Origin of the sequence: Microbulbifer sp. MI-G (assembly GCF_030440425.1) — a bacterium.
In the GTDB taxonomy this organism is placed as follows: Bacteria; Pseudomonadota; Gammaproteobacteria; order Pseudomonadales; family Cellvibrionaceae; genus Microbulbifer; species Microbulbifer spongiae.
This window is the reverse complement of sequence record NZ_CP098023.1, coordinates 2,000,867-2,021,612: the sequence shown is the minus strand read 5'-3', so window position 1 is coordinate 2,021,612 and position 20,746 is coordinate 2,000,867. Positions and strand designations below refer to the sequence as shown.

The window sequence follows — 20,746 nt, the reverse complement described above, 5'->3', positions numbered from 1 at the left end:
GGTAAAGAGTGCGATGGGCAGCCTCCCCAACATGTTCGAGTCCAGATCGGTAAACCGGGGAAGGTTGATGACGGATGCCAAGGGGGCATGACCCTGATGCCGCATTGACTGGCGGAGTTCCCGTAGTAGTCCGCGATGGGGAAAGCCCATTACATGACGAAGGGGAGCAGTTTAAACGTGTTTGCCAAGCAAACTACCTGACCAAGTAAGGTGAAGACCTTTGATAATCAGCGAAATGCAACGCAAGCTTGCCACTTGGGCAACGGCCGACTCAACCCGGCGGGTAGATAGGCTGCTGCGCCTGATAGCACACCCCAACTGGCTGGCAGAAGCGGCTCGGATCACGCTGTCATCCAAAGGCGCCAACACGCCAGGGATAGATGGGGAGACCAAGTCAACTCTGCAGGCCAAATTGTCGGGTGTTCTGGAGCAAATCAGGGAAGAATTGCTTGAGGATACATACCAACCGCAGCCGGCCCAACGGGTCTACATCCCCAAAGCCGGCGGCAAGCAGCAACCACTGGGAATCCCAACTCTGCGCGACCGTATTGTCGAGCGAGCCCTGTTAATGGCCATGGAGCCCATATGGGAAAGTGACTTCCATTCGCTCTCCTATGGCTTCCGCCCAGAGTGTAGTGTCCACCACGCGATTCGCACGGTGAAACTGCAACTGACGGATAACCGGGAAACTCGGGGACGATGGGTCATAGAGGGGGATCTTTCCAGCTACTTTGATACCGTACATCACCGGCTACTTATGAAGGCAGTACGCCGCAGGATCTCAGACAAGCGATTTCTGAACCTCCTGTGGCGATTCATAAAGGCTGGGCACATCGATGCCGTGCTCTTCCGGGCGGCTAGCCAAGGAGTGCCCCAAGGCGGTGTTATCTCACCAATACTGTCGAATATTATGCTGCATGAGTTCGACCAGTACCTGGATGAGCACTACCTGGGCAAGAAGGCCCGGAAAGGCAGATGGTACTGGAATAACAGTATCCAGAAAGGTCGCAGTACTGCTGTACGCGAAAACTGGCAATGGAAGCCAGCGGTCGCTTACTGTCGCTATGCCGATGACTTTGTCATTATTGTCAAAGGCACTAAGGCACTAAGCGCAGGCGGAAGACATCCGAGAAGAATGCCGACAAATGCTGGAGGGAGCTCTCAAGCTGACATTAAACATGGAGAAGGCGAAGATCACTCATGTCAATGATGGCTTTGTCTTCCTGGGGCACCGAATCATTCGCAAACGGAGTCGCTATGGCGACCAGCGAGTGGTCACAACGATACCCCGAGAGAAGGCGAGAAACTTTGCTGCCTCGTTAACGGCTCTACTGTCAGGCAACTACAGCGAAAGCAAGAATGATATGATTGAGACCGTCAATCGGAAGCTGAAAGGCTGGTCAGCGTTCTATCAGTTCGTTGACTTCAAAGCCCAGATATTCAGTCATATTGACAGAGTCGCGTTCTGGAAACTGGCTCACTGGCTGGGGCGGAAACATCGCTCTCGGCTGAAGCCACTGATACGTCACTGGTGCAAAGCTCCGGCCTCGGATCAAAGTAAGACGTGGGTGCTGTACGGCAAGACGGTAATCTCCCCATTTTTACCTGCAACCAAAAGTAGAGGTTAAGCCACCATCAACGGTGGTTTACCGCCATTTGCTTTGTGTGGCCGGCGGTGATTGTAAAACCATAACCATTCAGTTGCATAATCCTGAACCTCTTCAAGGCTGTCGAAGAGGTGCTTGCTGAGCCAACTATACCGAATGGTTCTGTTGGCTCGCTCGATATAAGCATTTTGTTGTGGTTTGCCTGGCTGGATGTACTCGATCCGTATTCGCCGCTTTTTCGCCCATGCTACAAACTCATGACTGATGAACTCAGGGCCATTATCACAGCGGATAGTGCTGGGCTTGCCCCGCCATTCAAGTAGCTGGTTGAGAGCGCGAGTCACACGTATCGTTGGCAGTGAAAAACCGGCCTCGATTGCCAGTCCTTCACGCCTGTAATCATCAATGACATTGAACAGCCTGAAGTTCCGGCCATCGCTTAGCTGGTCATGCATAAAGTCCATTGACCATACTTGGTTCGCTTTTGTTGGTTCTTTCAGAGGTTCTGGTGCCTGGCGCTTGAGGCGACGTTTTGGCTTTATTCGCATATTTAACGCCAGCTCACAGTAGATCCGGTAAACGCGCTTGTGGTTCCACTGAGAGCCCTCCACGTTGCGTAGGTAATGAAAGCATTGGCCAAAGCCCCAGTCACTCTGCTCATTTGTTAACCGGATAAGCCAATTGGCAATCTCCTCGTTTTCATCGCTGAGAACAGGCTGATAACGATAGCAACTTTCACTGACACCGAAAGCCGCACAGGCAATTCGAATACTGATGTACCGTGTGGCTACGGCTTGCCGCGCCATCTCCTTTCACCGAGATGGCTTTACCACTTTTTTGCAGAGCTTCCTGAACGATTTCAGCCTTCAACCGCTCTTCGGCATACATCTTCTTGAGGCGTCGATTTTCATCCTCCAGTTCCTTCAGGCGGGCCATCATTGAGGCATCCATGCCGCCGTACTTGGATCGCCACTTATAGAAGCTCGCTGAGCTCATACCGTGTTCTCGGCATAGTTCAGGCACTGGCACGCCGTTTTCGGCCTGCTTGAGTATCGCCAGAATCTGGCTGTCGCTGTACTTCGATTTTTTCATGCAGAATCTCCTGCGCGTATTTTACGGGAAAATTCTACTTTTGGTTCCGGTGGGTTTTCGGGGTGATTACCCTTCCTTGAGCTGTTCGAAGACTCTGATTAGCCGCGCACTGGGCAGTGAGGTATCAATTTCAATGGCCAGACATTCTCGGTTAAAGTCATCAACGATGTTGAAAGTGCGGAACCTTGGGCCTCGATACAGTGCATCACTCATAAAGTCGGCGGACCAAACCTGGTTAGGCTGCTGGGGTGCAACCAGCGGTTGAGGCTTCCTCACCGGCAGCCGCTTCTTGGTGCGACGACGCCTATTGAGCTTTAATTCCCGGTATATACGCCCAACGCGTTTATGGTTGGCGGTACAACCTTGGCGCCGCAACCGGTCGAACAGCTTCCAGAAACCGAGCCCCGGACATTGCTCCGCCAGCTTTAACAGGGGCTCGATCACGTCCCGATCTCGCTCATACCAGTCCACCAACGGCTGATACAGGGCCGATCGCGATAGCCCAATACAGCGGGCGGCTTTGCGTTTGGATAGCCCGTGCGCCTTAACCAGATGTACTACGGCATCACGCTTCTCGATCGGCTTCAGAGCTTTTTTTCGATCAGATCCCGCATGGCTTCGGCTTCCATGGCTTTATCGGCGTACATGCGCTTCAGCTTGGCGTTTTCTGCCTCCAGCTCCCGGATACGCTTTAGTTGCGACACATCCAGACCACCGAATTTGGCCTTCCACGCATAGTAGGTGGGGGAGCTGATACCGTACTTGCGGCACACCTCCTTCACCTTCATCCCCGCCTCGGCCTCCTTGAGGATCGAGACAATCTGGTTGTCCGAATATTTTGATTTCTTCATGTCGGCCTCCTGACCATAGTTTGTCAGAATGCGCTAAGTTTAAAACTGTCTACTTACAGGGGAAGCTTACATGCATCTGGATACCACCGGGCAATGCCAGCTCAACCGAAGCCTCTAAAGCTGGCATGGGCACCGGCATCAGCTTAGGTCGGGGCTTGTTCTGCTTGTTGCGCCAATAGGTGAAGGTGCTGAGCTTTAGCTCATGCTGCTGGCAGTAGGCTGCCTGGGATAGATCGCTGTTCTTCCAGGCACCGATGTGCTGCTGCCAGAAATCAGATTTACTATGAGTGGCCATTTCAATCTCCTGATCGTTAAAAATCAGGAGAGTAGAGAAAAACTGTTCGGTCTTTCAGATGGGGTTACTTGATCGCTTATTTCCTTCTGCAGTTCCCGACGTTCCTCTATAGACAACCGATCAGGGCCACTGGCTCCGGCCACGGCTGCCTCACGCCAGCGCTGCACCTGTTCAACGTAAAGCCCCTTACGGCGGCAATACTCTGCCAGCTCTTCTTCATTCAGGGCCGCAGTCTCGATCACTACAGCTAACTTGTTTTCTCCACCCCAATTCTCGGGGTTCTTTGGATCAGCTGGCACCGCTACACCCTGGTTGCGAAATTGATTACGCCAATTGTACAAGGTTGGCTCGGAAACGCCGGTCTTCCGGCTGACTTGGGCTACTGACATGGCATTCGGCGGAATCATCATTTGAACTGCTCGCTCTTTAAAGCCATCGTTATATCGTGACATTCTCCACTCAATTACCGTCCCCAAATACAGTGATGATTAAAAAGTGGGCGCGACAACTATGCTGACATAGGGGGCCCGATCCAGAACTGAAACTTGATTCTGTCACAGCCGACCATCCACTTCCCGGATCGCTTGGGGAAATATATCAGCCTATGAGACTATTTGGCTGACACAGAGTTTTGAACACCCTCCGAGTTTAATAAAGCTATTATATGGAATCATTCCATTCTACTCCTGAGAAGTGATTTACGATATCTGCAATTTCAATCTCTGACTCATTATTAAGCGAGATAGCAAAGCTGAGTTGGTTTTGCCAACTCTTGCTATTCAACGCATAAGCAGCTTCCTTTACTCCGACTTTAGGATAAACCCAACCAGAAATAAATGGTTTATTTTGCCCGATTACACATTCAGCTGTTACAGTATCATCATAAATTATCTTAATTGATTCGCTTCTTATTAATGATGAGATACTAAAATCCTTATTGCTCTCTTGTTTAACCTGCAAAGTATCACCCAACTGAATATTGTTAACTAAATTTATATTGCCCTGAAACTTATCTCGGCAGAGAATATATCCCTTACTCACATATATAAAAATGCTGCGAGTAAAACTTTGACCCAAATAACAACTATGCTTGCCTACAATTTTATATTTTTTTGCACAAGAAGACATGTAAACTTTAATAGTGGACTCTGTAATTGACTCTCGCCAATCATTCTCACAACTAAAACCTGCTGGAATTGATGTATTGTGAGCATAAGGCCCCTTACTGAAAACAGAATCCTCATCTTGAGCATGTGAAAAAAAACCAGGGTCTACTATAAATTCAATCCCTTCGACCCACAGCGTAAAGGATAGGTTATCAAAATGTTTGTGTATTAGACTATTACTCGATGAAATTAAGTTAAATTTAAAAGCACACCCTCTATCTGTCATCCCAGTGATAAAAAAGTAGCCTGAGTCTTCAAAATAGTTGATTTCTTCTTCGAGCACGTATAATTTTTTGGGGGGACGTTTATTATTTAATTTGTATGAGGTATCGCCAAATGCAACAATAGTGTTATCAGGATAATATAATGAAGTTGAGAACCTATCCATGTTTTTTTCTAACGCTTGGAGCGCCAAACAATGTTCAGTTAATTTAATCGATGAATAAAACTTAATCATATCTGAGACAATTCCTTGCATTGCAATATGATAACCACTGCTATTTTCAATTGATACGCCTTCAAAGTTGATCAGGTTTTCAAACTGATCTGCACACCGATTAATTGCAAGATCTTTCCAAGCTTGAAAAATTTTAATTGCAGGAAATACCTCAGCAATAATAATTAGTGCACGATCTTGAAAAACTGCATGGTTATGATATTTAAATCTCTGGTTTCGCAAATAGAACGATTCACAAGATAAAGCTTGAGCATGTCGAAAAATAACATAAAATAAACGCTCTAAAGTAATTTTATCTCCACCACCATCAATTAAGCAACAATATAATTCTGTCAATATGACCATGCGATCCGCAGTACCATGATCGTACCAAATATATTTAATATTTTCTGGTACGCCATAAAAATCTAACGAGATAAATTTTTCAGCTGCAATAGTAGCAGCCAATAAAGCTTTAGAGTTGTTATTATACCGCCAGTCGCTCAACAATATATGAACAAGCTCTAAAGAATACCAGCGTCTTTCATAGTTTGGATACTTAGTTACACTCAAAGGAGGATAGGAACTATCAATTTTAACTGGTGGAAGTTTTGAAAAATGAAGCTCTCCTTTTTCCATAAATAATTTGGCAGCCTCCTTCTCAATTTCATTATGTTTTGTCCAATATGAATCAAGAACATACATCTTTCTGAAAGCAGATTTTAGCTCTAGATTAGATCCAGATAACAAGCGACTATGTAAAGCAAACTCGTTGTAATTATCTATAGTTGATCGCAGCGAATAGCCTTGCTCTCGGTTGCTTTGCATCGGCTTTGACAGTGTTAATATTACACTTCCTTTTCCATTTAAGCGCACTCGAATTCGAATTTTAACATTACACCACTCTAAGGGTGTATTGTAATCATTAGCGATTAAAAAAGGGATACTGGCCGGATCTAAGTTAACATTTAGCAATTTATTAAAGCGTTCATGCTTAAAGGTAATAAAATAAAATTTATTGTCAATATGGTAACCAACGTCAACAGAGATCCATGTTGACTGTTTGGACTCACATTCTAATTGCATGTCAAAATTTACTAATGTAGGTAAACCATCAGTAACCAGCTCATGAACAATAAACAAACCTGAGTGTATAATTTTTTCTATATTAAATTCTATTTTAGTTTTAGCACCTCCAACTTCTCGAACTTTAGCTTCATTAGTAGAGGTGCTCCAACCTATTGAATTAAACTTAACTTTATTGTTCATTATCGACTTTACTCCAGGCCCTCCATAAGCTCGAATCAACGAAAAACTCATCAATAAATGTTTGAACATCCTCATTGATCATTTTATATATATAGGTCATATCATCATATTCAAAAGAGACCTTATCTGCACCTAAACTCATTCTTCTAGGATTACTTTTTTTCAGCTGCGTATATCCATTGAATGGTGTTAATGAAAGAAAATTCTCAATTTTACATAGTGCCTTCTTGTAATCATCAATAAGCTCCTCCAATGAGACAATTAAAATCTTCTCTTTCCCAAGATGCTTAATATAAGGCAGTATACGTTCGCCATATCGAGACAAATTAAATAAATGAGTGTTTTTTTTCCACCGTCCTTTATCCAATAAATTGCAGCTCAACTCCCCTCTTGATATATGATGTGCTAACTGAGACTCAATTCGCCTAATAGGATCCCTCACTAAATATATTATTTTTGCATTAGGGATAATTTCTTCTATTTGATCGGCTGCAACATTAGATGCGGGAAATTTTGAGTAATGAGTTGATGCTTCAAAAATTACTCGCTTTTCCTCATCATTCTCATCCCAAGGCCAAATAGAATAATATTCATCAATGCTTAAATTTTCCTTATCTCTCACGGCAAAATAACTTGGCTCTTTAACAGAGCAAGCTAATACTTCAGGGTGCTGTGTAAGCATATCCCAAAGAGTGCTTGTACCGCATTTCATACCACCAATACAGATTGCAGGGGCTAATTTTTTATTTGGTTTAGCATTTTTTTTATTGAAGTTCTTTGATTTTTTTATTGCCCTTTCCCATAAACTCATAGATGTAGTTTTAGTCAGTCTTTCGTCGTTAGAAATTGAGGTAGCAATATTTTTCTTATTTGCCTTGCATTTTTTTAAGAATTCTTGAGTAATTTTAAATCTATCAGAGATGTCAGATGCGACCCCCATCATACCACTGCAAATTGTAATACTTTTGTTAATTCCATCACTAACATTCCTCTTTGTAGCCTCGGGTTTTACCATTGTTCCATTGATCATAAAAAAGGTACTTTGTGGCTTATCTGTATAAAAAGTTATTCCATCCAATTGATTAATCGTTAAGTCATTTTGAATACCAAGAACAGGATCATTAATTGAAGACACATTAATAATACTACCCGTTTCCAATTCAATAATCTCATAATTTAAAAACTGATTAACGCGATTATAATTCAGCAGCTTAGAGGTAGAAACGACATTGATTTTCTCTTTCGAATATGAAGATAGTAACTTAAGTGCATCTATCGCACTTTGTGTAAACCTATTCGAGCTAAATTTAATGTTGCCAAAGTGCTGCGTAATTATAGAATAATTGCCATCAATACAAAGTTGATCTAATCTCTCTTTAGTTATTTGTAAATCCAACAATGATGGATGCCATAGTACAGCTTCATCTTTATTCTCTCCCCAAAAATTAGCCCCTCTTTCTTGGTAGGTAGTTTTATCTCTAGAACTCACAAAGCAACTATGAAAGCGAGGAAAGCTCCAAATACTTTCTCCATTTTTTAGTTTAATCGGAGTTAGCATTGAGCTATGCCCAAAAATATCTCTTTGTTTAGGATTCCATATATACTTGACTCCAATCTCTTTACACAGATCAAAGTGATAAGAATCATCCCCTAAAGTAGCCCCTTTCATATAAGAATAATTACCTAAATTCTGGGTGTTACTTTCGTCCCCATGATTGACCCAAACATCAAACTGAATTTTATGTTTCTTTAAGAAGTTTAGAGAGAGCTCTGCATATCTACGACTAAAAGCGAAGGATGACTCTGACTGGGAGAAGTTTCCATACGAGTGTAAGGTATCAATCCATCCCTTAGATACATAGTACTTTAGTCTGCGCCAGTAAGGCGTTAATTGCTCATCAGTCATATCAAAAAACGATAACTGTTTTCCATTTCTGCTACTCTTCGCATACATCCAGATAGAGTCAGAAAAGTTTAATTCGATGTTATTTTTGGGGTGCTTCATTATCTCATGTATATACTCAAATGAATCAGGAGTAGTTGAGTCAATATCGTTCGAGATAGCCAACATACCTTTATAAGGGAATGGAAACTTTCTTAATTCAATGCTCATGTTTTACCTAATTAAAATATTCTTAACTCGGATTCGATTACTTCTGGATTAGATCGATTCTTTAAAATGTTTATTGCATAAGATTTCCTAATTACCATCTAAGCTAAGCCGAGCTTCAGTAATCTTTCCGGCATTGGCGGCGTCCGGAGAGAAACGTAGACAAGCCGGGGAATAAATGCATACAGGTTGAATCTGCGGTTAAAACGATATTGGAACTCCGCCAGGTAGCGCTGTGCATATTTCGGTCGTATCGCATGGTAGGTACTGCGCAACGCACTTTTTAAATTGCCGAGTACCGTGTTCACCCAGTAGAACTCGGGCTCCTCAACGGAGGCGCGGCCATCACCGCAGACGATCTTGTCGTGGTCGCAGCCAGCCTCAGTGACAGCATTGAAGCACGCCAGGCCATCTGAGATAACGGTACTGCCTTTGTTTAGATAGCGCTTGCTCCAAGTGGCGATTTCAGTACTTCGAAAGCCTTGGACTACAGAGAGTTTGATCCGGGTGGGCTGCCCTTCCTTCGTGGTTTCAACCGCGGCTACGAAAGGCGTCTTGCTCTCAGCACCGCGCCCCGGCTTGCACCCGGTACGCTCGCCGCCGAGATAGGCGTCGTCCAACTCGATGAAGCCAGATAGCTTGTACTGCTGGTCTCGCTCCACCATTACCTGCATGAGTTTCTGTTTCATGCGCCAAGCGGCGTTGTAGGAGATTCCCAGGTGACGGGCCAGCTTCATACTGGAGATACCCTTCTTGTCTTGGGTGATGAGGTAGATTGCCTGAAACCAGACGGTAAGAGGTAGTTTGGGAGTCAAATATGGTGCCAGCGGTAATTGAAGTCTGTCGATGGCATCGGTTGCACTGCTGTAGCTTCCTGTAGGACAGTTGGCAGCACTGATTGTGGCCGCAATGAGGGCAGCGGAAGCCCTCCGGCCACCGCCAGCGATGAAGTGCGTCGAAGCACTGCTCCTCTGTCCGTACTGCGTGAGGAACTCAGTCAGACTGATACCTTTCTGAAACTGTACTTTGTTGCACGCCATGGCGGATCCCCTTGCAGATCAATAAGATAGCTGGATTTATATACAGTTAAGTATGGCTTAGCAAGAGTGGTAATTAGGTAAGATTTTGATCTTGCTTTAAGCTCTTTATCATATAATGTAACAGCCTCAAGAGCATCCACTAACTCTGAGTAATTTTCCTTCTGATCCATATATCCATCTGAACTTTTATCAAATTCAGGTATGGCTGCCATCGTATAAGTTATAGGTAACAAGCCAGGTGTCATTTCTTTATATCGAGAAACACCTCGGGTATCCATTCGACTTGGACATAAGAAAACACCGTATTCTTGGGGATAGGTATTATAACCCAACTGTTTACCCTTGATCCGAAGTATTCTACTTGAACCTCCTATGGTTGCTTACCGTTAAAATCCCAAGTTTTAACGCCGTAGAATGAGCGGTTACCTTGCAGCTGCTGTTCGAAATCCTGATTATTCATAGTTTTGCTCACGGTATTCTCCGGTTCAGAATACGGAGGCATGAGCAGTTACACAATTTAATTTACACTCTCCAACAAGAGCTGATATACATTCATTCGATAAATTTATAGTTTCAGCCATTACTTCATCATAGATACGCTATCAATCATTTCTTGTTGATTAATAAACTGTTTAATTTCCTGTTCAATGATTAAAGATTTGCAGGATTGCTTACGAACTCTCGCTGCAGCATTAGCCGATATTCGCTCAAATCGATTTGCATCCTCAACCAATAAGGCTATACTTTCCGCTAACGCCTGAGCATCTTCTGCCGGAGCCAACATTCCATCCTCTTCACTAACAAATTCTGGAATTGCAGCAATGTGATTTGTCACCGGCACTAAACCAGATGACATCGCTTCATCTCGAGATACCCCCTGAGTATCCATTCGAGATGCACACAAGAAAATACCATACTCCTTGTGTATTTCAGCAATTTCTTCTCTAGTAAGAAATTTCTGCTTCAAAAGCACATTTGAATATTTTTTCAATGGTTGTACCGTCTGCTCAAATAGTCTTCCTTTGCCAATTATACAAATTTCTAAATCTTTAAAAAAAGGTTTTTTGCTGAGAATGATAATCGCCTTAACACAAAGATCATTAGCATAAATTTTGGAAGTAAATGGCCTAATAGAAAGTATTTTTTTTCTTTGTAAGGTGGGCTTAGGCAGGTATTTAAATAGATCTGTATCTATAGGATTATGCACAATCGCATATTGCCTTTCAGGTAACCGAAATCCCAAGTCTTCCATTACCTGTTCTGAAAATATTTTTGATACAAAAATAAGCTTAAGGTTTGATGGCATCGATTTTAACAAATATCGCCAGAAATCCATACGTAGTTCACTTAATTCCCTTCCTTTTTTTTCTTGATCTAAATTTTCAAAATTTGATTTTCTCCTATACCAAGGATGGATTTCTGATCCATGAACCCAAACTGTAACTTTTATATGTTCAATATAACTTTTAAGTACATCCCACATGTCTACATCAAGAAAATGCACTAATATATGTTCGTAATCACCTGCTATTAGCATCGTATGCAGTGCTTGTTGGCAGCCAGTAACAATATCTACATCTTGAAATTCATGGAAACTAACTTGTTCGTCTTTACGCATGCGGAAAACATCTACATTTATTCCACATTCCTTATATGCCTTTACTCGGCTATGAACAAATCCATTTCGATATAAATCATCATAACTTGGATAATGATTGGTAAGCAAAAGGTATTTGTTACGGCCCATGACTTCAATGGGATGTGTTTTTCGGTGACCCAAAACTAATCCCCTGATATCAGCCGCACCATTACCGTAAATGCGAATAGAAAACCTGATAAACTTAACTTCCTTAGGTATTTCAACTTCATGATTACGATTGGCCTGACGTATTTCTGCACCAACTCGTTTCTTTTCTTTATCGAAAAAGAATAGAACCATTTGTATATTTAAACCTAAAGCAACATCTAGATAAAACTTGGCTTTTCTATGGTAGCCTAGTTCACACGGAGTTATATATTTCGCTGCATATAGGTAATCGTGCTTACCATCCTGTAATGTTGATTCCAGCCTCCAATTGTCACCAACTACTTTTGATTGATAATTTTTATCGGATTTTTGTTTGAAATATGAAGCGAATTCGCTGCCAGAAATTACTGGTGCATCATCCGCACACCTTTTCTCTGGAGCAACGCTCTCCGCTTTGAGTAACAACTGAGAAAGCTTAACGCCCGCATCCAATTTGGGTAAGTCATCCACCATATTGGCAATAGTAACTTGATCAGCAGATTCTATCATACCTGATCGGCAATAGTTAAATCTATCACTTGAAAAAACCGTGAGCTTTTCAGTTTTATTTGTTTGTAATATTCTCGCAAATTTATAAAGAGACATATTAACAATACACTGAGAACGAATAATTGCTGCGCGAAATGGTATGCTATTCACGAGTTTATACTCGGCTTCAAGATTCGAAGGCTTCAAGCCAAGTCGACCCCAGGCATAATGAGCATATTTTCCGATGGCATCAGCATCGCTATATCGCGTCGAAAGGACCAAGTCTGTAAGATAATTATGCCCATAATAATCATCGGCCGCCATGCCAGCCAACCAAGCAAATTTTCCGGTATAGTCAGCCAACTTCGATTTTTTAGCATCTACTATAGGTATAATTTCAATAGACGTGTTTGGAACCAAATTGCTCACTTGTACATGCTGAGAAACTACAACTATCAGCTGTTTATTTGAGTAATTTTGAGTTTTAAATTGTGTAACCAAACAATACAATTGCTTGTCATCATTTGCGTAACCTACTACTAGGACTGATGGTAGAATATTTGGTAATGGTTCTTCGTTCACTTTTGCAGTTACGTAAGCAAGTCGGTCTTGATAAGTATGTTCAAGCATTACTTTTCGCAACCCTGCCAACCGAAATTTTCGCCAAGCTAGGTCACAGCTTACTAATGACTCAATTCGTTGAACTAACTCTACTCCATCATCTCCAGTAATGACCAGATTTCCAAGCATCAAGCGAATACCACGGGAATAATTGCTTACAGTAATAGTGTTAGAGGCTAATAATTCATAAACCCGACGTGCAAACATCGTTTGTGATTGCTTAATGGAATTCAGATTGATTGCGTATCGATACCCCTTATATGCCATATTGATTTTTTCAAATGGAAGGCTTCCAATAATGTATGGATCAAAAATACTTGGAAATTTGTAATCGGGATGGTCTTCACCATGATTACGATCATAAATCTCTAGCGGTTTATATTTGGTGAGATATTTTGAAAAGTTACTTAAATCACGCATCCTTTCAGGATAATGAGCATAGTAAGAACCAGCAAAACAAAAAGCATCTTTACGATTAAATTGCTCAATGGGATTATGTATCTTTGGCTGGCATGCAAAAGGCAGATAATATACTTTCCCATGACAGAGAATACTCTTATAACGGCTTATACAATCAATATCTGTTGTAAAAACAAAATCAAAAATCCGTGCTGTATTAAGAAAGGTTCCAAAATGAACTGGATCTTCCTTATTCCAGAATACTGTCGGAATTTTTTGTTCTTGACACCAGCGTACTATGCCCTTAACTTCTTGACTTGTATGTCCTACCTTATTTCCCCACAATCCATCTTTACCACGCCAGGCGGATTCAACAAATAGAATTTGTGGTTTACAGTCCTCCAGTTCAGTCTGCCAAGCATCAGGCGTCAGTGCATAGAGATCACACTCTGGAGAGTAAGAGCTATAAGTAAATTCATCCATGATACAGGCAATGCGCTGTTTTTTCACTTGTCCTTCAATTAAGTTATTTATAGCTTTAGAGGACGCCGGCTTTGGTGATGGAGGCCCGTCATCATTTCTTCTCTTTGTCTCAAATTGACTGGATTTGCATGTTCCGCACTGTTGCACAAACTGCAGTAGCTTCCTAAATAATCTTATAGGTGACCATACCACCCTTTTCATTAATTTGCCCAGTCGACTAAAATATAAAGCGAATCTAAAGGATCTAGTTTGGCGGATTTCAAGAAATTGAGAAGTGACTGTTCGGTACTTCAAATTGGCTGTATTTAAACGCGCAGCCAGTGCTACATTCCCCTCAGCAAGTTGTTTTTTTTGTTTTTTTAGTAAACCAAGTCGTGTGTTAAAAATATCTCTTTCTTCCTGCACCAATTTAAGCTGAGCATCTAATTTTAGCTTTTCTGTTTGCACTAAATTAATTTCAGAGTCTAACCGAGATTTTTCCTCCTCTACCAATTTTAACTGAGAATAAAGCCATGATCTTTCTTCCTCCACTAATCGTAGCCGGGTATCGAGCCGAAATTTATCTTCCTGGATCAATCTTAATCGCTCATCGAGCTGATCCTTTTCTTTTTGTGCCAAGCTAAAACATCTATCAAGCTGGGATATTTCCTCATTTTTCAACTTTAACTGTTCGCTAAACCCTGATATTTCATTTTGTAGCATTTCGAGCATATCTTCCATTAATCGATGCTCTTTATCTCGTATCTTTTTACTTGTTATATTTTTCTTAGATTTTTCCTTGAGCAACTGTATGTTCTTCGTTGCACCTCGGTACTTTTCATTAGCTTTGTTAAGGCTAAATTTTAAATCTTTTATTTGCTTTTTTAGATAATATTCACTGTATGATACATTTTTTACCAAATGATCAGATATATCTTTTATATTCACACTTGTTGCCTTTAAAAATAAATGTGTAGGCGTTGCATTATAAGTATGCCAATAGATATATCCATATTGAGAAAGCCAAGTATGAATTTCGTTAAATTTTTGTTCTGTTTGACACTCAATATATAAATTTGGAAGATCGCGTTTGATAATTTCAACAGCTCCCTCAAGTACCTCAAGCTCCATGCCCTCCACATCGACCTTGATTGCTGAGATGTGCTGATCAAGATCAAGGCCATCAAGCCTAATAACTTGGATACTATCCTCCAGCTCATTTCCAATCACTAATGATTGCCCACCAAGATTATTTTCGTCGAACTGCTTAAAATGTGCTTTTCCGGGTTTACTTCCCACACCAACACAGTGGACAACGACCTTAGAATTTAGCTTATTGTACACAAGACTATTATTTATAGCATTACACAGAGACTCATTTGGCTCAAAAGAAAGTACCTGACATCCCGCTATCTTTGCCAAATAAAGAGTATGATTTCCTACATTAGCCCCCACGTCCAAAACCAGGTCACCTGGAGACATGTAACTTGCCATACCTCTTAACATTTCAAGTTCGTAAGGAAGCCCTTCTGTAAATATTTTTTTTTGAATATAATCGGTATCTTTGTTAGGCAAAAATATTCCATATTTAGAATTATCGACCACGATCTCCTTAAAATAGCTCATACAATAAACTCCATTAACGCCGCAAGTTTCTGAAACGTTAATTCTGCCAGATTCCTCGACTATCAATTAAATAGTGCTGACCTATGCTTCTTGTTGGAATTTTTTTAAATTGTTTATGATCCACTAACAAAACAATTATATCTGCCATATCGAGAGCCTCATGTTCGTTTACTAATTTAGCACCATGCAAACTATCTTTTGGAAGCTGCTCGATATTTGGTTCAACTATAAGTACTCGCCCCGGATAAGTATTCGAAACATTATTTGCAATTTGAAGTGCTGGGCTTTCACGCAAATCGTCAATATCTGGCTTGAAAGACAGACCAAAGCATGCGATTGTTACATCTTTGAAAGTCCAATTTGGGTTTTCCATGAGAATCCGATCAACTGACTTATCAATCTTCTTTTGAATCCATTGGGGCTTACTATCATTAACACCACGTGCAGTGCGAATTAGTTGTGCTTCCTCAGGAGCTTGGCTAACTATAAACCAAGGGTCGACGGCAATACAATGCCCTCCAACTCCAGGGCCTGGTTGAAGAATATTTACTCTTGGGTGTTTATTTGCAAGCTCAATTAACTCCCATACATTTACCTTAAGCTTATCGCATACCAACGATAATTCGTTGGCAAAAGCAATATTCACATCCCGAAATGCATTTTCTGTTAACTTAGCCATTTCTGCTGTACGCACGTCAGTAAGCAAACATTCTCCCTCAACCAAAATTTCATAAAGCTCTTTGGCTTTTTGAGCACATTTAGTAGTCATACCTCCTATAATTCTATCATTTTCCACAAGCTCACGCATAACGTGTCCTGGCAGCACTCTTTCTGGACAATGAGCAATGTAAATATCGAACTCACCTTTTCCCTGATTCTCCATTGGGATATTCAAGTCTTTTCTAAACTCTTGTAGCCCCTTGGCCATATGTTCCGTCGCGCCAACAGGAGAAGTAGACTCAAGTATTATTAAATCACCTTTTTTCAGAACAGGTGCAATAGCATTAGCGGCGGCTTCTATATAAGACAAGTCGGGCTGCTTTTTTTCTTTGAAAGGAGTAGGTACAGCTATGATAAAAACATCTGCAGGCTCAGGCTTCAGTGAGGCTTTTAAATAGCCTTCTGTGACAGTTGAGTGAACAAGGATATCCAATTCTGGTTCAACAATATGAATCTGTCCTTGATTAATGGTATTAACTGTTATTTCATTAATATCAACACCGCAAACCTGTAGCTTTCGTGCTGCGAATGCTGCAGCAGTTGGCAAACCTATATACCCTAGCCCCATAACCGTCATTGATTTAAAATTCTTACTGATATTCATTCCACTTCCAACTAATGAGTTGCCATTTCTATTTCAACCGATTTCACTTGTTTAATGACACTTAAAACAATTCTCTCACACGCACGCCCATCTCCATATGGATTATGAGCTTCCGACATCGCCTGGTAGTAATTATTATCCGTTAATAGCTGCTCAGTTGCATTTACAATATAATTGCTGTTTGTACCTACCAATTTAACTATACCGGCATCCACGGCCTCAGGGCGTTCTGTCGTATCCCTCATAACCAAAACCGGCTTTCCAAGTGAAGGGGCCTCCTCCTGAATTCCACCGGAATCAGTTAAGATCAAATATGATCGACTCATCAAATATACGAACGGAAGGTATTCGAGTGGCTCAATTAGAAAAATATTATCTGCATCTCCAAGAATCCTATGTACTGGCTCCTGAACGCTCGGATTTAAATGAACAGGATATACGACTAATACATCAGGATAAAAGGCAGCTATCTTTCTTATCGCAGTGCAAATATTTTCGAATCCCACTCCAAAATTTTCTCGTCTATGGCCAGTGACCAATATAATTCTTCGATTTTCTTTCAAAAATAACAATTGTTGTAAAATCTGTCCTTCAAGATTTGGATTTTTACGAATAATAGAGAGAGCCTCTTGCAGAGCATCAATAACAGTATTGCCTGTGACCTGTATAGTCGAATTACATATACCCTCATTAAGCAAATTTTGCTTTGCTCTTTGGGTAGGTGCAAAATGGTATGCAGCAATAGAACTAGTAATTTTCCGGTTCATTTCTTCTGGCCACGGTGAGTAAATATTACCTGTCCGCAACCCCGCTTCAACATGTCCAACCTGAATTTTTTCATAGTAACTTGCTACTGATGCCGCGAGTGTAGTTGTAGTATCACCGTGAACAAGTACAATATCGGGACACCAACTCTTTAAAATAGGCCTCATACCCAACAATATTTTGTTAGTTATATCAGTCAAATCTTGTCCAGATTGCATAATATTCAGGTCCCAATCAGGTGTAATTTCAAATAATTGTAGAACCTGATCAAGCATTGAACGATGTTGGCCGGTTACGCAAACTTTACACTTAGTTTCAGAATTTCTATCAAACATCTTGATCAGAGGAGCCATTTTGATTGCCTCTGGGCGTGTACCAAATACAATAAGAACTTTCTTCATGCAGATTCCTTAATTTCCCACCTGCCAATTTAACTTTGTACGACATGTTTCGTAGAAATTATGATCAATTGGATGAATTAGCGTTAACCTATGTGGTTTTTTATGAATGTGAACGACATCGCCAAGTTCAGTAATCACCTGCTCGAAACCATCGCAAGTTACATAGGGCTTGGCAATATTATGCTCACCAATAATGATCTTAAATTCGCTGCTGCCCTCTACCACAATTGGGCGACTACTCAGTGTGTGCGGATTCAGAGGAACAACTACGATTGCATCCAGCTTAGGATGCATGATCGGGCCACCGCCCGAAAGCGCATAAGCGGTAGAACCGGTAGGCGTTGATATTATCAATCCATCCGATCTCTGTCTATAAACAAATTGCCCATCAATAAACAAGTCAAACTCAATCATCCGAATGAATTCGCCTGGATGAAGTACAACATCATTCAAGGCCGAACCTTTGCCAATCGGCTTACCATTTCTGGTAACAGCCATATCGAGCAAAAACCGACTCTCGGCCATGTACTTTCCAGATAAAACCTCGCCAACTTTTTCCTCAACCTGTTCTGGTGTGATATCTGTAAGAAAACCAAGGCGGCCGCGGTTAATACCCAGTAAAGGGACATTAAACTTAGCAAGCGCTCGTGCTGAAGCAAGAAGACTGCCATCACCACCAACAACAATTACCAAATCACATAACTCGCCCAATTTATCCTTTGAGGATACGCGGACACCATGACCTGATACTGCTTTTGCCGTCTCCGCCTCTAATACGACCGAATAACCCTCTCGCTCGAGAAAAATCATTAAGCGCTTAAGAGAAATAACGGCACTGTTACTTTCCGTTCGACCGACTAAGCCTATATTTTGAAATTCTGACACAGATCCCCCATGGTGCACCTTTTTACTTTACTCTGTCGGTCAGCCCAATCATTCATCAGGTCAACTTCTTAAGCTTCTTACAACACCAAATGACGAATGATGTGCGAGTAAGATTTTGGGTCAAATAATCAGACATAGCCGAAATGTTCACATTTAGCATATAGAAACGAGTTCAGCTTTTTAACTAATCGCCACGCCGCCCCTGTAGACCCCCAGTATGAATCACCAGTAATCTCGCCCCTCGCTGCCCCCCACCCCTGTCATTAGAATTTTTGATTGCATGAAATAGCTTACTTGTATAAATGGGATTCAGGGGAATATCCACTTGACCTTCAAATTCTCTTTGGAAATCTGCTAGCACTTTCGGGTATTGGCCGTACCCGCCACAATGGTATTGATTTAACAAGCGCAATCTCAGGTCTGAGAGTCTGTCCGAGGATAATAGTGTTCCTGATCTACCCTTCTCAAGATGCTCAGGTGCAGTAAGGTTCAACCGTTTTATCCAGCGATCCACTTCCTTAAAAATGCTATCTCCAGCCCTCAGAATTTCAACCCCTATCACGGAAATATTGCGGATACCTGCTGAAAACCCCGCAAATGTGGCTCCAGCCCCACAGGCAACCCACATCTGGTCAAAGGTGGCTGGCACTGTCTCTTCAATCACCTTTCCCAGTAGCTGAATACCTTTGATCCCAAGCAGGTTCGAGCCACCTTCTGGTATAAAATAGGCTGCACCGGAATCCAAACCCATCTCGTGAAGAAAATCAGACTGATTTCTTTTTCGATACTGAGTTCGTGTAACGAATTTCAATTTCATACCAAATCGCTGCGCATCCTGCAAGCTGGCATTTAATATGGCAAGTCTTTCACCACGTACGATACCGATAGTTTGAAACCCAAAACGCGCAGCCGCAGCCGCAGCCGCAGCCGCAGCCGCAACAGCATGAATGTGGTTTGACCAGGCACCGCCACAGGTAATCAGTATTTTTGCACCTCGATCTTTCGCTTCAATCAGATTGAAAAAAAGCTTGTAGGCTTTATTTCCTGAAATGATTGGATCAATTAAATCGTCTCGACGCACCCAAACATCGAAACCGGGAAAAAAGTCGCCCTTAATCTGCTGATATGGAACCTCGCAGGCAGTATCTGTAAAGGTCTGATGATCCAGACAATCCCAAAAGCGAAGCGACATGACTAACCTTTGTACCTTAATTGCTATGCCGGCCTGAGTAAAAGACCATCTACCAGAAAATCATCCAATACAAAATGGACAATCTCTATCTTGTCGCCTGATTTCACCAGGAAAACCACGTCTGCACTAGGGGTAAGTCACAATTCGCACCCGATCTCCCATCCGGTTCACCAGTTCATGAAAAACGTCATTCAATGCCCGGTAAGCAGTAACAAACCAGCGGCGGGGCACCCTCTTTATTGCCTCAGAGTATACAGGCCACCCGGTAAGCACGGGCCAATAACAATGCAAGCTGGCCAGGGGCGCTGGCCGGATCCTGCCCCGACTTTCGTCTCAAGATCCGCTCATCCAGGTGAATGATAGCTACAGGCTCTCCCTTCTTCATTGCCAAATGAGCGACTGTATTCAGGGGGTCTTCTGTGAGTACCATACCAGCACTAGACTGCGGGCGGAAGTTTGAGGTGGGGCTCATACATCTTGCCTTTGAGTGGCTAGGCGCCCAAAATATAAACCATTGACAGACAATCGGCAATGAACCGTGTGCCAGGAAGGATTGAGGATAACCCTGCTCTCCATAAGAGTCTTTTCTAATGGAAGACGGGCAACTTTAGCAAAAGCAAATAGAAAAACGGGATCAGGGAAGTAATATCCAGACTTAGAACAAATGAAATACCTGTATCGTCTGGCGGACCGGACGGGACTCGAACCCGCGACCTCCGGCGTGACAGGCCGGCATTCTAACCAACTGAACTACCGGTCCCCGATAGCATTCTTCCCGGTGAGAAGTTGGTGGGTGGTACAGGGTTCGAACCTGTGACCTACGGCTTGTAAGGCCGCCGCTCTCCCAACTGAGCTAACCACCCTCCTCTGCTCTCAGAAGGGTTGCCCCCAGAGCGAAGCGCATACTACCGGACTGGATTTTTCTGTCAA

At 42.2% G+C, this 20,746-nt stretch carries 14 protein-coding genes, 2 tRNA genes and 2 pseudogenes; 2 read left to right on the top strand and 16 right to left on the bottom strand.

Annotated elements, in window-relative coordinates:
* The first annotated feature begins 220 nt into the window (after positions 1-220).
* The gene (locus tag M8T91_RS08565) at positions 221-1,210 is read left to right on the top strand and encodes a reverse transcriptase domain-containing protein (protein WP_436970330.1); all 990 of its coding nucleotides are present in this window, start codon (positions 221-223) and stop codon (positions 1,208-1,210) included.
* A complete protein-coding gene (locus M8T91_RS19005; RefSeq protein ID WP_436970329.1) occupies positions 1,146-1,628 on the top strand; it encodes a group II intron maturase-specific domain-containing protein in 483 nt (160 codons plus the stop codon). Before M8T91_RS08565 ends, M8T91_RS19005 begins: the two co-directional genes overlap by 65 nt.
* On the opposite strand, the pseudogene M8T91_RS08560 reads toward M8T91_RS19005, so the two are convergent.
* The 16 genes and pseudogenes from M8T91_RS08560 to M8T91_RS08485 form a co-directional block, all read right to left on the bottom strand.
* A pseudogene (locus M8T91_RS08560) lies at positions 1,625-2,699 on the bottom strand (IS3 family transposase). The gene M8T91_RS19005 and the pseudogene M8T91_RS08560 overlap by 4 nt on opposite strands.
* A gap of 66 nt (positions 2,700-2,765) precedes the next feature.
* Complete coding sequence (locus tag M8T91_RS08555; protein WP_301418741.1) at positions 2,766-3,170, bottom strand: IS3 family transposase; 405 nt, start codon at positions 3,168-3,170, stop codon at positions 2,766-2,768.
* Positions 3,171-3,283: 113 nt separating this feature from the next.
* Entirely contained in the window at positions 3,284-3,550 is a 267-nt protein-coding gene (locus M8T91_RS08550) for a transposase (protein ID WP_301418739.1), read from the bottom strand.
* Between the two features lie 49 nt (positions 3,551-3,599).
* Complete coding sequence (gene tnpA / locus M8T91_RS08545; RefSeq protein WP_301418737.1) at positions 3,600-3,845, bottom strand: IS66 family insertion sequence element accessory protein TnpA; 246 nt, start codon at positions 3,843-3,845, stop codon at positions 3,600-3,602.
* Between the two features lie 23 nt (positions 3,846-3,868).
* Positions 3,869-4,297 carry a transposase gene (locus M8T91_RS08540; protein ID WP_301418735.1) on the bottom strand — a complete coding sequence of 143 codons (429 nt, stop codon included), beginning with the start codon at positions 4,295-4,297 and terminating at the stop codon, positions 3,869-3,871.
* Between the two features lie 208 nt (positions 4,298-4,505).
* The gene (locus M8T91_RS08535; RefSeq protein ID WP_301418733.1) at positions 4,506-6,716 is read right to left on the bottom strand and encodes a heparinase II/III domain-containing protein; all 2,211 of its coding nucleotides are present in this window, start codon (positions 6,714-6,716) and stop codon (positions 4,506-4,508) included.
* A complete protein-coding gene (locus tag M8T91_RS08530; RefSeq protein ID WP_301418731.1) occupies positions 6,706-8,829 on the bottom strand; it encodes a sulfotransferase family protein in 2,124 nt (707 codons plus the stop codon). The genes M8T91_RS08535 and M8T91_RS08530 overlap by 11 nt, the downstream gene beginning before the upstream one ends.
* 98 nt (positions 8,830-8,927) lie before the next feature.
* Positions 8,928-9,866 (bottom strand): annotated as a pseudogene (locus M8T91_RS08525) (IS1595 family transposase).
* A complete protein-coding gene (locus tag M8T91_RS08520) occupies positions 9,824-10,198 on the bottom strand; it encodes a hypothetical protein (protein WP_301418729.1) in 375 nt (124 codons plus the stop codon). Before M8T91_RS08520 ends, M8T91_RS08525 begins: the two are co-directional and overlap by 43 nt.
* 248 nt (positions 10,199-10,446) lie before the next feature.
* On the bottom strand, positions 10,447-15,249 hold the full coding sequence (locus M8T91_RS08515; protein ID WP_301418727.1) for an FkbM family methyltransferase: 4,803 nt from the start codon (positions 15,247-15,249) through the stop codon (positions 10,447-10,449).
* A 37-nt stretch (positions 15,250-15,286) separates the two neighbouring features.
* Positions 15,287-16,573: a UDP-N-acetyl-D-mannosamine dehydrogenase gene (gene wecC / locus M8T91_RS08510; RefSeq protein WP_301418725.1), complete on the bottom strand. Its 1,287-nt coding sequence runs from the start codon at positions 16,571-16,573 to the stop codon at positions 15,287-15,289.
* An 11-nt stretch (positions 16,574-16,584) separates the two neighbouring features.
* Positions 16,585-17,739, bottom strand: a complete 1,155-nt coding sequence (gene wecB, locus M8T91_RS08505) for a non-hydrolyzing UDP-N-acetylglucosamine 2-epimerase (protein WP_301418723.1) — start codon at positions 17,737-17,739, stop codon at positions 16,585-16,587.
* A 9-nt stretch (positions 17,740-17,748) separates the two neighbouring features.
* Positions 17,749-18,624, bottom strand: coding sequence for an NAD(+) kinase (locus M8T91_RS08500; protein WP_301418722.1), 876 nt, complete (start codon positions 18,622-18,624; stop codon positions 17,749-17,751).
* Between the two features lie 184 nt (positions 18,625-18,808).
* Entirely contained in the window at positions 18,809-19,816 is a 1,008-nt protein-coding gene (locus tag M8T91_RS08495; protein ID WP_301418720.1) for a 1-aminocyclopropane-1-carboxylate deaminase/D-cysteine desulfhydrase, read from the bottom strand.
* Positions 19,817-20,499: 683 nt separating this feature from the next.
* A tRNA-Asp gene (locus tag M8T91_RS08490) sits at positions 20,500-20,576 on the bottom strand.
* A gap of 27 nt (positions 20,577-20,603) precedes the next feature.
* Positions 20,604-20,679, bottom strand: a tRNA-Val gene (locus tag M8T91_RS08485).
* Between the last annotated feature and the right edge of the window lie 67 nt (positions 20,680-20,746).

What these genes read in the sequence shown, in the direction of transcription:
- M8T91_RS19005 (WP_436970329.1), top strand. Translation starts at nt 1,146, where the DNA reads ATGCTGGAGGGAGCTCTCAAGCTGACATTAAACATGGAGAAGGCGAAG.
- M8T91_RS08550 (WP_301418739.1), bottom strand. Translation starts at nt 3,550, where the DNA reads ATGAAGAAATCAAAATATTCGGACAACCAGATTGTCTCGATCCTCAAG.
- tnpA (WP_301418737.1), bottom strand. Translation starts at nt 3,845, where the DNA reads ATGGCCACTCATAGTAAATCTGATTTCTGGCAGCAGCACATCGGTGCC.
- M8T91_RS08540 (WP_301418735.1), bottom strand. Translation starts at nt 4,297, where the DNA reads ATGTCACGATATAACGATGGCTTTAAAGAGCGAGCAGTTCAAATGATG.
- M8T91_RS08535 (WP_301418733.1), bottom strand. Translation starts at nt 6,716, where the DNA reads ATGAACAATAAAGTTAAGTTTAATTCAATAGGTTGGAGCACCTCTACT.
- M8T91_RS08530 (WP_301418731.1), bottom strand. Translation starts at nt 8,829, where the DNA reads ATGAGCATTGAATTAAGAAAGTTTCCATTCCCTTATAAAGGTATGTTG.
- M8T91_RS08515 (WP_301418727.1), bottom strand. Translation starts at nt 15,249, where the DNA reads ATGAGCTATTTTAAGGAGATCGTGGTCGATAATTCTAAATATGGAATA.
- wecC (WP_301418725.1), bottom strand. Translation starts at nt 16,573, where the DNA reads ATGAATATCAGTAAGAATTTTAAATCAATGACGGTTATGGGGCTAGGG.
- wecB (WP_301418723.1), bottom strand. Translation starts at nt 17,739, where the DNA reads ATGAAGAAAGTTCTTATTGTATTTGGTACACGCCCAGAGGCAATCAAA.
- M8T91_RS08495 (WP_301418720.1), bottom strand. Translation starts at nt 19,816, where the DNA reads ATGTCGCTTCGCTTTTGGGATTGTCTGGATCATCAGACCTTTACAGAT.